This is a genomic window from Pigmentiphaga humi (assembly GCF_900606115.1).
GTDB lineage: Bacteria > Pseudomonadota > Gammaproteobacteria > Burkholderiales > Burkholderiaceae_B > Pigmentiphaga > Pigmentiphaga humi.
Genome location: NZ_UWPJ01000017.1, coordinates 58,984 through 72,502, shown reverse-complemented (window position 1 = coordinate 72,502; position 13,519 = coordinate 58,984). Strand labels below are relative to the sequence as shown.

Below are 13,519 nucleotides of genomic sequence, written 5' to 3'. Positions count from 1 at the left end.
CGCTCATCGCAGCTCGCGGCGGAGGATCTTGCCGACGTTGCTTTTGGGCAGTTCGTCGCGGAATTCCACGTGGCGCGGCCTTTTGTAGCCTGCCAGGCGATCGTGGCAGAAGTCCTTGACGGCTTCCTCGGTCAGCGTGGGATCGCTGCGGACGATGATCACCTTGACCACTTCGCCGGAATGTTCGTCGGGCACGCCGATGGCGGCGCATTCCCGCACGCCGGGCATCTGCGACACCACCGCCTCGACCTCGTTGGGATAGACGTTGAACCCGGAGACCAGGATCATGTCTTTCTTGCGGTCGACGATGCGGACATAGCCGCGCTCGTCCATGATGCCGATGTCGCCGGTCTTGAAGAAACCGTCCGCGCTCATCGCGCGGGCGGTTTCTTCAGGCATGTTCCAGTAGCCCGCCATGACCTGCGGCCCGCGCAGCGCGATCTCGCCGCGCTCGCCGCACGGAACCGGCCGGCCGTCGTCGTCCTGGATCTGCGCATCGGTGGAAGGCAGCGGCATGCCTATCGTGCCGGTGTATTCCTTGATGTCCACGGGCGTGCACAACGCCACCGGCGAGGTCTCGGACAGCCCGTACCCTTCGCACAGCGGCGAGCCGGTCGCGGCGATCCAGCGGTCGGCCACCGCTTTCTGCACCGCCATGCCGCCCCCCACGCTCACCCGCAGTGCGGAAAAATCCAGCGACCCGAAGGACGGATGATTGAGCAGCGCGTTGAACAAGGTATTGACCGCGGGAAACAGCGTGAAGCGATAGGGGGCCAGGGCCTTGATCAAGGCCTGGATGTCGCGCGGATTGGGCACCATGACGTTGAGCCCGCCCGAATGGATGCCGAGCATGCAGCAGACCGTCAGGCCGAAGATGTGATAGAGCGGCAGCGCGCAGACGAAGATCTCCTGCTGGCTCCCGGCGCCGCCCTGCGCCGTGCCGGTCAGCAGCCACGCCTCGCACTGCAGGACGTTGGCCACGATGTTCCGGTGCAGCAGCACCGCCCCCTTGGCCACGCCGGTGGTGCCGCCGGTGTATTGCAGGAAGGCGACGTCGTCGGGCCCGATCGCGGGCAGGTCCAGCCGCAGCCGGGCGCCCGCGGCGAGCGCGCCGCCGAATGTGACCGCGCCCGGCAACCGGTAGGGCGGGACGAGCTTCTTCACGTGCCGGACCACCACATTGACCACCGTCCCTTTCAGCGCTCCGAGCAGGTCGCCCATGGACACCAGCGCGACGTGGCGGATGGTGGTGCCCGGCAGCACGCGTTGCAGCGTATGGGCGAAGTTCTCCAGGATGACGATGGCTTCGGCGCCGCTGTCCTTGAGCTGGTGCTCGAGTTCGGTCGCGGTATAGAGCGGGTTGACGTTGACCACGGCGAAGCCGGCCCGCAGCGCGCCGGCGATGGCCACCGGATACGGCAGGATGTTGGGCATCATCAGCGCCACCCGGGCGCCGCGCCGCAGCCCCAGCGACTGCAGCCACGCGCCGAACCGGCGCGACAGCAGATCGAGCCGGGCGTAGTCCATGGTCCGCCCCATGCAGGTGAACGCGGGACGCTGCGCATGGCGCTCGAAGGCGTCTTCCAGCAGATGGACCAGCGAGCGGTAGCGTGCCGCATCGATCTGCGCGGGCATGCCCGGCGGATAGTGGTCCAGCCAGGGTCGTTCCATGCGAGGTCTCCTGATGTCGTTATCGGGGTGCCGCGGCGCGCCGTCCGGCGAACGGGGCGTGCTGCCGCGGATGGCGCCTGACGGGCCTACGGGGTCGATCATAGCCGAGGGCCCTGCGCGCGTTGGTCCAATTCGCGCAGCCGGCGCTGGCGTTCGGCGTGCGGCAGCCGGGCCAGCTCGCGCGCCTGCGCCAGAAACGGCCCCAGGCTGCCGTCGCGGCAGCTGCCGCACTGCCGCGCCAGGGCCAACAGCGCCGGCACCCACTGCTGATAGGTGCCGATGGCGGCGAAATGGGCGTTGTTCAAGGGTTGCGCGAACCAGCCGTCATAGCCGCCGTAGCCGCCCCACTGGTCGCGCTTGAGCGCCTCGTAGCGCTGCCGCAGCCCGGCGATGATCGCGGCCTTGCGCTCGCGCAGCCGCGCGATCTCCGCCGGGTCCAGCTCCTCGGGCAGCGGGGTGGCGGGCGCCGGCTTGGCGCGCGTGCCGGCCTCGCCGTAGGCCTCCAGCAATTGGCGGCGGGTATCGCGCAGCAGCGCCAGGAAGTCCGCGCGCCGCTGCGCGTAGATTTCGTAGGCCGGCCGCAGCGCGGCATTCTCCGGTTCGCGCAGCCAGCGCTCCACGCCCAGTTGCTCGACCGCGGTGGCCAGCGACTCATTGAACGCCGTGTCGTTCTTCGCGTAGACCGCCTGGTGGGTCAGCTCATGGAACACCAGCCGCGCCACCTCGCCCGGCGGCAGGCGGATGAAGGTATTGACCAGCGGGTCGCGGTACCAGCCCAGCGTGGAATACGCCGGCACGCCGCCCACGTGCACGTCCCATCCCTGTTCGCGCAGGTCCCGGGCCTGCGCCCGCGCCGCTTCCTCGCGGTAATAGCCCCGGTAGTCGATGCAGCCCACCACCAGGAAGCACGACGGCTTGAGCCGCAGCGACAGCTCCGGCGTGGCGAACACGTTCCAGACGACGTAGGGCCGCTCGACGTCGGCATACTCGGTATAGCTGCCGTTGTCGGGCAGCCCGAGCACTTCGCTGGCATAGCGCCGCGCGGAGCGGGCGTAACGCAGCCGCGTGCGCAGATCATCGGTGCTGGACGGATCGGCCAGCACCTGGTCCAGCGGACGGGCGGCCTGAAGCAGCGCCGAATGGCCGGCCACCGATTGTGCGTAATACTCGAGGTTGGCGCAGCCCGCCAGGAGCAATAGCGCTCCCAGGGGGGCGAAACGGCCGGCTTGGCGGAGCCGGATCCGCGGTTTCCAGAGAATGCGCCCGATCCATGCTTTCATTAGGGATAATGGGCTTCCCCCTCCTCCATGCCGGCGGGGGTGCTTGAGAAAATCAGGAGGTCTCATGAATCTGCTTGAACCCATCGTCGCTTTCCAGGCTTCGCTGCAGGCCATCCGGCGCGACCTCCATGCGCATCCCGAGCTGTGCTTCGAGGAACACCGCACGGCCGACACCGTCGCCCAATTGCTGGAATTGTGGAACATTCCGGTCGAACGCGGGCTGGGCCGCACCGGCGTGGTCGGCATCCTGAAGGGCAAGGGCGGCGACGGCCCGGCCATCGGCCTGCGCGCCGACATGGACGCGCTGCCCCTGCAGGAGCTCAACACCTTCCCCCACGCCAGCGTCCACCCCGGCAAGATGCACGCCTGCGGCCACGACGGCCACTGCGCGATGCTGCTCGGGGCCGCCCATTATCTCTCGGAGCACCGCGATTTCTCCGGCACCGTCTACCTGATCTTCCAGCCGGCGGAAGAAGGCGACGGCGGCGGGCGCGCCATGATCGAGGACGGGCTGTTCACGCGCTTCCCCATGCAGGCCGTGTTCGGCATGCACAACTGGCCCGGCATCCCCGTGGGCAGCTTCGCGCTGACGCCCGGCCCCATGATGGCGTCCAGCAACGACTTCCGGATCGAAGTGCACGGCAGGGGCGCGCATGCCGCCCTGCCCCACCTGGGCGTCGACCCAGTCATGGTGGCGGTGCAGATCGCGCAATCGCTGCAAACCATCGTCACGCGCAACAAGAAGCCCATCGACACCGCCGTGCTCAGCATCACGCAGATCCACGCGGGCTCGGCGACCAACATCGTTCCCGACGACGCCATCATGATCGGCACGGTGCGCACGTTCACGATCGAGGTCCTGGACCTGATCGAGCGGCGCATGCGCGAAATCGCCGAGGGCACGGCGCAAGCCTTCGGCGCGGAGGTCGAAGTCACGTTCCTGCGCAAGTATCCGCCGCTGGTCAACCATCCCGGGGAAACCCGCTTCGTCGCCGGCGTGCTTCACGGGCTGGTCGGCGCCGACCGGGTCGATGCGGCTGCCGAGCCCACCATGGGCGCCGAGGACTTCGCCTTCATGCTGCAGGAAAAGCCCGGCTGCTACGTATTCATCGGCAACGGCGACGGCAGCCACCGCGAGGCCGGGCATGGCCTGGGCCCGTGCACGCTTCACAACGGTAGCTACGATTTCAACGACGATCTGCTGCCGCTGGGCGCGAGCTTCTGGGTGCGGCTGGTCAACGAGTGGTTCGCTCGGCCTCGACCAGAATGACCCGGTAGTCGTTGACGTTGGTCAGCGTCGGCCCGGTGAGGATCAGCGTTTCCAGTTCGTGAAAGTAGCCCCAGGCATCGTTGGCGTCCAGCCAGCGCTGCGGCGTCACGCCCCGCGACGCCGCATGGCGCAGCCGGTCCGAATCCCACCATGCGCCGGCATTGTCCTGGCTGCCGTCGATGCCGTCGGTATCGCAGGCCAGCGCCGAGATGCCGGACTCGTTCCCCAGTTCCGCGGCCAGCGACAGCAGAAACTCGGTGCAGCGGCCGCCGCGGCCGCCCCCCCGGACCGTGACCGTGCATTCGCCGCCCGACACCAGCGCTACCGGCGCATCGAACGGCTCGCCGTAGCGGCGCACCTGGCGCGCCAGCGCGGCATAGGCCTTGGCCACTTCGCGCGCCTCGCCGGTGACGGTATCGCCCAGCACCACGGCCTGGATGCCGGCCCGCCGCAGCACGCGCGCGCCGGCCTGCAGGCTTTGCTGCGCGGTGGCGATGACGTGCGTGTGGACGCGTTCGAACACGGCGTCGCCGGCCTTGGGCGTCTCGGGATGGCGGCCGGCCAGGCCGGCCTCGAGATAGGCGCGCACGGATTGCGGCGCCTGGACTTCGTGGCGGTCGAGGATGGCGAGCGCATCGGCATAGGTGCTCGGATCGGGCACCGTCGGACCCGAGGCGATCGCCGAAGGGTCGTCGCCCGCCACATCCGATACCACCAGCCCCAGCACCCGCGCGCGGGTGGCCGCGGCCAGGCGGCCGCCCTGCAACCGCGACAGGTGCTTGCGCACCACGTTCATGGATTCGATGGGCGCGCCGCTGCGCAGCAGCGCCTGCGTGACTTCGCGCAGCGCCGCCATCGGCACCTCGGGCACCGGCAGCGACAGCAGGCTGGAACCGCCGCCCGACACCAGGACGATGAGCAGGTCGTCGGACCCGAGCTCGGCGGCCAGGTTCAGGATGTCGCGCGCGGCGCGTTCGCCCGATTCGTCCGGCACCGGATGCCCGGCCTCCACGCACGTGATGCGGCTCAGCGGCACGGCATGGCCGTAGCGGGTCACGACCAGGCCGCTCAGCGGCGTACCGGGCGGCCAGGCGGCCTCGACCGCGCGCGCCATGCTGGCGGCGGCCTTGCCCGCTCCTACCACGACCGTGCGGCCCTTGGGTGGCGCGGGCAGGTGGCGGGCCACGATGTGCAGGGGATCGGCCGCCGCGACCGCGGCCTGGAAGGACTCAAGCAGAAGTTGGTGCATACGCAAGAAAAGACAAGTGACGGATAGACAGACTCTTCCGGCACCATATGGGGCGGACCCGCTCTTGCCTAGCTGGATGAAATCCCTATTCCTTCGCGCCGAACCCGTCGCAGCGCGCTCGCGCGCGGCGGCAGGTAGCACCTTGTTGCAACTATCAGGACTGCGGCGCGGCGGGAATCGCCAACCCTTTCTGCACCGCGGGCCGCGCCAGGAAGGCAGCCAGCACGCGCGTCACATTGGCGAAATCGGCCATGCCCACCAGTTCGCCCGCGCCATAGAAATCGACCAGCGTGCGCACCCACGGGAACGTGGCAATGTCGGCAATCCCGTAGTCATCGCCCATGATCCAGGCCTTGCCCTCGAGCTGCCTGTCCAGCACGCCCAGAAGGCGCCGCGACTCGGCCGCGTAGCGATCGCGCGGGCGCTTGTCCTCGTAGTCCTTGCCGGCGAACTTGTGGAAGAAGCCGAGTTGCCCGAACATGGGGCCGATGCCCCCCATCTGGAACATGACCCATTGCAGGGCATGGTAGCGGCCCGCCGGATCCTGCGGCACGAAGCGCCCCGTCTTGTCCGCCAAGTACACCAGGATCGCCCCCGACTCGAACAAGGCCAGCGGCTGGCCGCCCGGCCCTTGCGGATCGATGATGGCGGGGATCTTGTTGTTCGGATTCAACGACAGGAACTCGGGCGATACCTGGTCCTGCTTGTCGAAGGCCACGCGGTGCGGCTCGTAGGGCAGCCCGGTTTCCTCCAGCATGATCGACACCTTCACGCCATTGGGCGTAGGCAGCGAATAAAGCTGGATGCGTTCGGGGTGCCGGGCGGGCCATTTGCGAGTGATGGGAAAAGCGGAGAGATCCGTCATGGGGACATCCTCGAGGAAGCACATGAGACACGGGAGGGCGGACGCGCGTCCGCGACGGGGCACTATACCAGCCCGCCCCCTGGGCCCGCGTCTCGCCAAGCCCCTCTTATCCGCCCCTCTCCTACGCGCTCCGCCACTGCGGCGGCCCGGGCTGCACCGGCGGCAGTTCGTCCTCCAGCAGGCGCAGCGCGCCATGCAGGATCGCGTCGTACCTGGCGCGTTCGGCTTGCATGCTTGCGGGCGTCCAATCGTAGAATCCCGCACCGCTCTTCATGCCCGTGCGTCCCGCGTCGACGCGGCTGCGCAGCGCCTCGGCCGGCCGGTCGGTATTGGACAGGCTGGGATAGATCGTCGCCCCCGCCGCGCTGTGTATGTCCAGCCCGCCGTGATCGCGCTGCATGACCGGACCGGCTGCCAGGAAACGGAAACCGAAGCCGAAGCGCACCGCGGCATCCACATCCTCGGGCGAGGCCACGCCTTCGTCGATCAGATTGAAGGCCTCGCGCGACAGAGCATGCTGCAGGCGGTTCGCCAGGAACCCGGGCAAGTCCTTGCGGACCAGCACCGGCACGCGGCCGCAGCGCCGCATGAACTCGGCAAGCTGTTGCGCGCCGCCGGGCAGCGAAGCCGGGCCCATGACGACTTCGACCAGCGGCACCAAGTGAGCCGGCATGAAGAAATGCAGCCCGTACATGCGCTGCGCCGTCCTCAAGCCGGCGGCGATCCGGCCGATCGGAAAGCTCGAACTGTTGCTGGCGAGCACGGCATCCGCCGGCGCCAGTTCCTCCAGGCGGGCGAACAGCGCCTGCTTGACGTCCAGGCGCTCGGGCGCGCACTCGACGACCAGGTCGATGCCACGCCAATCGACCATGTCGAGCTCGGAAACCAGCGTCACCAGTTCGGCCAGATGCGCGAAATCGCCCAGCGCCGCGCGCAGATAGGCCGGCAGGGATTCGCGGCGGGCCTCGGCGGGTTCGACGATGGCCACCGGACACTGCGCCCTGGCGAACACGGCGGCCACGTCCGCCCCCATGGTGCCGCCGCCGATCACCGCGGCGCGCGGCTGAGCAGGATAGGCGGGCATCACTTGCGGAACTCGTCCGTCTGGTCGCTGGCGAACAGCGATCGCCGCGCATCGAGCCAGGACCGCTGTTCGGGCGTGAGTTCGTCGGCCACGAGGCGGTTGCGCATCGTGCCGATGTTCTCGATCTCGCACTCGACCAGGTCGCCGGGTTTGAGCCAGAAATCCGTGGGATCGGGCCGGAAGGCCGCCACGCCCGAGACCGTGCCGGTGGAGATGATGTCGCCCGGCTCCAGACGCATCACCGACCAGTGCGACACGATCTCGGGGATCTTGACCGACAGGCGGTTGGTGGACGAAACCTGGCGCGGATCGCCGTTGACGCGCAATTCGATCTTCAGATCGTGCACGTCGCCGATGTCGTCGCGCAGCGTCATGCACGGACCGAACGGCGCGAAGGTGTCCAGGTTCTTGCCCAGGTTGAGCAGGCCGCTCTTCATCTCGCGCGCCTGCAGGTCGCGCGCGGAAATGTCGTTGAACACGGTGAAGCCGGCGATGTGCTCCCAAGCGCGCTCGGGCGGAATGTAGCGGCCGCCCTTGCCGATGACGATGGCCAGTTCGATCTCGTGATCGAGCTTTTCGGTCAGTTCAGGATAGACGATGTCGTCGTCCGGCCCGATGATGGACGAGGTGCACTTGAGAAACGAGATCCATGGCGGGATCTGGAATTCCCAGCCGCCCTGGCTGCCTTCGCGGGCATGCTCGCGGAAGTTGCCGGCCGTGTGGATGATCTTGCCGGGGCGCGGCACCGGGGCACGCAATTTCACCGTTGCGGCATCGAACACGATGGGCTCGGCGTCCGGACCGGCCGGTGCAGGCGCGCCGGAGGCCGGCTCGCCCAGCAATTCGACCACGCGGTCCAGCGCGCGCCAGGCGTCGTCGCCCCGCTGCAGCAGCGCCAGCATCGCCGGCGGCAGTTCTTTGCCGGCCAAACCCACCGCGTCGCGCTCGCCGGCCCGGGCCAGCAGCCCCGCATAAGCGGCCGACACGTCCACGATGCGGTCGCCCCACATGAGGCCCACGCGGTCGTCGCCCGTGCGCGGATGTACATAAGTCGCCAACTGTCTTTTCACGCCATCACTCCTCGATGTCCCAGGCATTCAATCCGCTTTCAGGCCCAGTTCCTTGATGATGCCCACCCACCTCCGGCTGTCGCGCTCGACGTAGCTGCCGAAGTCCTTGGGCGTGCCGGGAAGCAGTTCGCCGCCGATTTCGGCGATGCGCTGCCGCATTTCGTCGCTCTTGAGGAAGTCCTGCACTGCGCCGTTGATACGTTCGACCATGGCGGGCGGCGTGCCGGCCGGCGCCCACAGCCCCATCCAGTAGGTCGCCTCGAAACCGGGGAATCCCGACTCGGCCACCGTCGGTACGGTGGGAACCACCTTGGCGCGCTGCGCGCTGCTGATGCCCAGCGCCTTGAGCTTGCCCGTCGCCACGTACTGCTGCGAGGTCGAGACGCTGTCGAAGATCAGATCGACACGGCCGCCCATGATGTCGGCAATCGCCGCTGCCACACCCTTGTAAGGCACGTGCAGCATCTGGATGCCGGCTTCCTTCATGAACAGTTCGGTAGCCAGGTGCGCGGCGCCGCCGCTGCCGGGCGATGCGTAGGTCACGCCACCGTTCTTCTTTTTGGCCAGGGCGACCAGCTCGGCGATGTTGCTGGCCGGGAAATCCGGGCGCGCGACGATGTACAGCGGCAGCACCGCCATGCCGGCCACGGGCGCGAAGTCGTTCTTCAGATCGTAGGGGACCGACGGGTACAGGTAGGCGCTGTAGTGGCTGCTGGACGACGCCATCAGCAGCGTGTAGCCGTCGGGTGCGGCCTTGGCGACCGCGTTGGTGCCGATGGTGCCGGTGGCGCCAGGCCGGTTTTCGGCCACGACCGGCTGCCCGAGCGCCTTGCTCAGGTGCGTGGCCACCAGGCGCCCCAGGGTATCGGACGTGCCTCCGGGCGCGAAGGCAATGACCATTTTGATGGGCTTGTCGGGATAGGCCGCGGCAGCGCTGCCCATTCCGCCCAGCAGGACGGCGCCCAGGGCCCAGCCCGCTGATTTGCGTAGATGCACGATGTTGTCTCCTTGCCATGTACGCCGTCTCGATCGGCGACGTACGAACTGTGGCGGAAAAAACTGACCTCGTCAATTTTTTCGAAAAAATAATTTTTCCAGAGACAAATTCGGCGATTTACCCGGTAATTTTCCTAAATAATTCTCTTATTATGAGATAAATTAAAATCTGATTAATATTTTTTCGAAATTCAATCGTTTTCGAACCACATGGCCGGCGCGTTCAACAACTGCTTGGCCGAGGCGGAGATGTGGCGCTGGATCAGGGACACGGCAAGGTCGGCATCACGATCCATCACCGCCATCGCCAACTGGCGGTGTTCGTCCTGGATATCGCGTTGCGGCCCGGTGTCGGCCACGCGGTTCCAGAGGCGGCGATAGCGGTCCCACTGGTCGTACAGCAGCGCCCGGAAGTAGACCAGCCATTCCGACTGGCAAGCCGCTCCCAGCACCGCGTGATATGCGCGGTGGGCGCTTTCCCAGTCTTCGTTCGCCATGCCTTCGGCATCGCGCTGCGCGAGCGCGCACAAGCGCTCACAGGCCTGCGCGACCTCGCCGAGCCAGGCCTGGTCGCCGTGGGCGATGCTCAGCGAAATGGCCTTGGTTTCCAGCTCGCGCCGCATGAAAGTAATGTCGAGCAGCTTGGCGCGCGAGACGGGCGCCACCCGGAAGCCCCTGCGGTCCTCGAGCACCACCAGCCCTTCGGCCGCCAACTTCATCAGCGCCTCGCGCAGCGGGCTCATGCCCACGCCGTAGCGCGACTTCAATTCCAGCAGGCGCAGGCGCATGCCAGGCTCCAGCCGGCACTCGAGCACGTCGCGTTTGAGTTGTTCGCCGACACTGCTCGCCAGCGTCGGGCCGCTGCCCGACTCCTCGGCAATGGGTTCTTCCGGAAGGGATTTGGCAGGCATCGTCAGGTGCCGGTCCTCGAGGTTGCGGAAGGCAACAATGATATCCGCAAACGATTCCGCGGCACGGCGGCCTTAGCCCGCGATCCCCCAGAACCTCCGCACTTCCTCCCACAACACCTCGGGCGCCTCTTCGGCGATGTAGTGGCCGCAGTCCAGCGGCCGGCCGTCCACCTGTTCGGCCTGCGGCCGCCACAGCCCGAGCACGTCGAAATACCGCCCCACCACGCCCTTGCCGCCCCACAGCACGCGCAGCGGGCAGGCAATGCGCAGGCCCCGGGCGCGGTCGGCGCGGTCGTGTTCCAGGTCGATGGCGGCCGCGGCGCGATAGTCTTCGCAGATCGCGTGCGGCCAGTGCGCATGGCGGGCGCAGCGCTCATACTCGGCCAGGGCCTCGGCGGTGAACGGCGCCAGGCCGGCGTGGCGGCCGCCCATGATCGAGCGCACGTAGAAGGCCGGATCGGCGCCTATCAGGCGCTCCGGGAGCGGCGCGGGCTGGGTCAGCAGGAACCAGTGGTAATAGGCCTGCGCGAATCCGCGCGTGGTGCCTTCGTACATGTCGAGCGTGGGCGCGATGTCGAGCAGCATCATGCGCTCGATCCGTTGCGGATGATCCAGCGCCAGCCGATGCGCCACGCGCGCGCCGCGGTCGTGCGCCAGCACGTGGAAGCGCTCGTGCCCCAGCTCCCGCATCAGCGCCACCGCGTCGCGCGCCAGTTCGCGCTTGGAAAACGCCGCATGGCCGGCGGGCTCGTCGGCCGGTATGCCGCTGTCGCCGTAGCCGCGCAAGTCCATCGCCACGCAGCTGAAATGCCGCGTCAGCGCCGGCCACAGCTTGTGCCACATGGCGTGGGTCTGCGGATGCCCGTGCAGGAGCAGCAGCGCCGGCCCCGACCCGGCCATGCGCGCGGCGATCTCGACGCCGTTCACGCGATGGCGCGCGACAGGCAGCGCGAACAGCGGAGTGGCGGCCATGGCGGATTCCATCTTCAGGCGCGCGCGACCAGTTCGGCGACCGCCTTGCCCACGTCCGAGGTGACGGCCTGGCCGCCCATGTCGCGGGTGCGCGGTCCGTCGGACAGCACGGTTTCGATCGCGGAAAGAATGGCGTCGTGCGCCGGCTTGTAGCCCAGGAACTCCAGCATCAGCGCGCCCGACCAGATCTGCGCGATGGGGTTGGCGATGCCCTTGCCGGCGATGTCGGGCGCCGAGCCGTGCACGGGCTCGAACAGCGAGGGGAAGGCGCGGTCCGGGTTGAGGTTGGCGGACGGCGCGATCCCGATGGTGCCGGTGCAGGCCGGGCCGAGGTCGGAAAGAATGTCGCCGAACAGGTTGGAGGCCACCACGACGTCGAACCAATCCGGATGCAGCACGAAATTCGCGGTCAGGATGTCGATGTGGAACTTGTCGACCTTCACGCCCGGATAGCGGCCGGCCATCGCTTCGACCCGCTCGTCCCAGTACGGCATGCTGATGGCGATGCCGTTGGACTTGGTGGCCGAGGTCAGGTGCTTCCTGGGTCGCGAGGCGGCCAGCTCGAAGGCGAATTTGAGCACGCGGTCCACGCCGGTGCGCGTCATCACGGTCTCCTGCAGCACGACTTCGCGGTCGGTGCCTTCGAACATGCGGCCGCCCACGCTGGAGTACTCGCCCTCGGTGTTCTCGCGCACCACGTAGAAATCGATGTCGCCCGGCTTGCGGCCGGCCAGCGGCGAGGGCACGCCGGGCATCAGGCGCACCGGCCGCAGGTTCACGTACTGGTCGAACTCGCGGCGGAACTTCAGCAGCGAACCCCACAGCGAAATGTGGTCGGGCACGGTGGCGGGCCAGCCCACCGCGCCGAAGAAGATCGCGTCGTGCCCGCCGATCTGCGCTTTCCAGTCGTCCGGCAGCATGGCGCCATGCTGCGCGTAGTAGGCGCAGGAAGCGAAATCGAACTGGTCGAAGGACAGGGCGATGCCGAAGCGGTCGGCGGCCGCCTCCAGCACGCGCAAGCCCTCGGGGACGACCTCCGTGCCGATGCCGTCGCCGGGAATCACTGCAATACGATGAGCCATGAGAGCCTTCCTGTTGAGGTGCCCGGCGGAAACCGCGCCATTGCGCCGGCGGGCGAAGTAGACGGGAAACAGTTTATCGCGGGCTTGCCCTTCATAATTCAACAGGATAAAAACCATTATTGAACTGGATTCAATAATGGACACGATTTCCGACCTGGCTTTCTTCGGGCTGCTGGTGCGCCAGGGCAGCCTCTCGGCCGCCGCGCGCGAAATGGGGCTCACCACGCCGGCGGTCAGCAAGCGCCTGCTGCGGCTGGAGCAGCGGCTGGGCGTGCGCCTGCTCAACCGCACCACGCGCCGCATGGCGCTGACCCACGAGGGCGAACTCTACCTGCGCGAAGGCACGCGCATCATGGCGCAGGTCGAGGAACTCGAACACACCGTGGGGCGCGGCCGCGAAGAGCCGCGCGGGCTGCTGCGCATCAATGCCACGCTGGGCTTCGGCCGCCACCACATCGCGCCGGCCCTGTCGGACTTCATCAAGCGCTATCCGGCGGTGCAGGCGCAGTTGCAGCTTACCGACCGCCCGGCCCGGCTGCTCGACGAATCCTTCGATGTCTGCATCCGCATCGGCGACCTGCCCGATGCCCGCCTGACCGCGCGCAAGATCGCCGCCAACCGCCGTCTGCTATGCGCCTCGCCGCTTTATCTCAAGCGCTGCGCGCCGCCGCGCACGCCGCGCGAGCTCGCTCGGCATCCCTGCATCGTCATCCGCGAGAACGAGGGCGCCTACGGAACCTGGCAGCTGCGCGCCGGCAGCCGCAGCGAGACGGTCAAGGTACGCGGCCCGCTCAGCGCCAACGACGGCGAAAGCGCGCTGCTGTGGGCGCTGGAAGGCCACGGCATCATCATGCGCTCGGAGTGGGAGGTCAGCGCCTACCTGCGCTCGGGCCGGCTGGTCGCGGTATTGGAGGAATGGGAAACGCCGTCGGCGGACATCTTCGCGCTGTATCCGGAGCGCCAGAACCTGTCCGCCAAGACCACTGCCTTCGTGGACTACCTGGCGCAGCGCTTCGCCCATTTGCAGCAGGGCCGGCAGGGCGGCCCGAGCTGGTAGGTAGAAGGGCCG

General features: G+C 67.9%; 12 protein-coding genes. 2 read left to right on the top strand and 10 right to left on the bottom strand.

Features of this window, described 5'->3' with window-relative positions; translation table 11 throughout:
- Positions 1 to 3: 3 nt before the first annotated feature.
- Together PIGHUM_RS10550 and PIGHUM_RS10545 are read right to left on the bottom strand one after the other, a co-directional pair.
- Positions 4 to 1,671 (bottom strand): long-chain-fatty-acid--CoA ligase, encoded by a 1,668-nt coding sequence (locus PIGHUM_RS10550; protein ID WP_124079550.1) that lies wholly within the window; start codon positions 1,669 to 1,671, stop codon positions 4 to 6.
- A gap of 98 nt (positions 1,672 to 1,769) precedes the next feature.
- Positions 1,770 to 2,951 (bottom strand): aminopeptidase, encoded by a 1,182-nt coding sequence (locus tag PIGHUM_RS10545; RefSeq protein ID WP_124079549.1) that lies wholly within the window; start codon positions 2,949 to 2,951, stop codon positions 1,770 to 1,772.
- A 64-nt stretch (positions 2,952 to 3,015) separates the two neighbouring features.
- Here PIGHUM_RS10545 and PIGHUM_RS10540 point away from each other — a divergent pair, with 64 nt between their 5' ends.
- Complete coding sequence (locus tag PIGHUM_RS10540) at positions 3,016 to 4,221, top strand: M20 aminoacylase family protein (RefSeq protein ID WP_124079548.1); 1,206 nt, start codon at positions 3,016 to 3,018, stop codon at positions 4,219 to 4,221.
- Here PIGHUM_RS10540 and PIGHUM_RS10535 read toward each other — a convergent pair.
- From PIGHUM_RS10535 to PIGHUM_RS10500, 8 genes are all read right to left on the bottom strand, one after another.
- On the bottom strand, positions 4,187 to 5,470 hold the full coding sequence (locus PIGHUM_RS10535) for a glycerate kinase type-2 family protein (protein ID WP_124079547.1): 1,284 nt from the start codon (positions 5,468 to 5,470) through the stop codon (positions 4,187 to 4,189). The two genes, PIGHUM_RS10540 and PIGHUM_RS10535, sit on opposite strands and share 35 nt — an antisense overlap.
- Before the next feature lie 154 nt (positions 5,471 to 5,624).
- On the bottom strand, positions 5,625 to 6,335 hold the full coding sequence (locus PIGHUM_RS10530) for a glutathione S-transferase N-terminal domain-containing protein (protein WP_124079546.1): 711 nt from the start codon (positions 6,333 to 6,335) through the stop codon (positions 5,625 to 5,627).
- A 121-nt stretch (positions 6,336 to 6,456) separates the two neighbouring features.
- Positions 6,457 to 7,419: a 3-hydroxyacyl-CoA dehydrogenase family protein gene (locus tag PIGHUM_RS10525; RefSeq protein WP_124079545.1), complete on the bottom strand. Its 963-nt coding sequence runs from the start codon at positions 7,417 to 7,419 to the stop codon at positions 6,457 to 6,459.
- Complete coding sequence (locus tag PIGHUM_RS10520) at positions 7,419 to 8,489, bottom strand: fumarylacetoacetate hydrolase family protein (RefSeq protein ID WP_222929246.1); 1,071 nt, start codon at positions 8,487 to 8,489, stop codon at positions 7,419 to 7,421. Before PIGHUM_RS10520 ends, PIGHUM_RS10525 begins: the two co-directional genes overlap by 1 nt.
- A gap of 27 nt (positions 8,490 to 8,516) precedes the next feature.
- Positions 8,517 to 9,485, bottom strand: a complete 969-nt coding sequence (locus tag PIGHUM_RS10515) for a Bug family tripartite tricarboxylate transporter substrate binding protein (protein WP_124079543.1) — start codon at positions 9,483 to 9,485, stop codon at positions 8,517 to 8,519.
- 191 nt (positions 9,486 to 9,676) lie between these two features.
- On the bottom strand, positions 9,677 to 10,396 hold the full coding sequence (locus tag PIGHUM_RS10510) for a GntR family transcriptional regulator (RefSeq protein ID WP_124079542.1): 720 nt from the start codon (positions 10,394 to 10,396) through the stop codon (positions 9,677 to 9,679).
- Positions 10,397 to 10,468: 72 nt separating this feature from the next.
- Positions 10,469 to 11,368, bottom strand: a complete 900-nt coding sequence (locus PIGHUM_RS10505) for an alpha/beta fold hydrolase (protein WP_124079541.1) — start codon at positions 11,366 to 11,368, stop codon at positions 10,469 to 10,471.
- A gap of 14 nt (positions 11,369 to 11,382) precedes the next feature.
- Positions 11,383 to 12,450, bottom strand: a complete 1,068-nt coding sequence (locus PIGHUM_RS10500) for a tartrate dehydrogenase (protein WP_124079540.1) — start codon at positions 12,448 to 12,450, stop codon at positions 11,383 to 11,385.
- Positions 12,451 to 12,586: 136 nt separating this feature from the next.
- On the opposite strand from PIGHUM_RS10500, the gene PIGHUM_RS10495 reads away from it, so the two are divergent.
- Positions 12,587 to 13,507: a LysR family transcriptional regulator gene (locus PIGHUM_RS10495; protein WP_124079539.1), complete on the top strand. Its 921-nt coding sequence runs from the start codon at positions 12,587 to 12,589 to the stop codon at positions 13,505 to 13,507.
- Positions 13,508 to 13,519 lie beyond the last annotated feature (12 nt).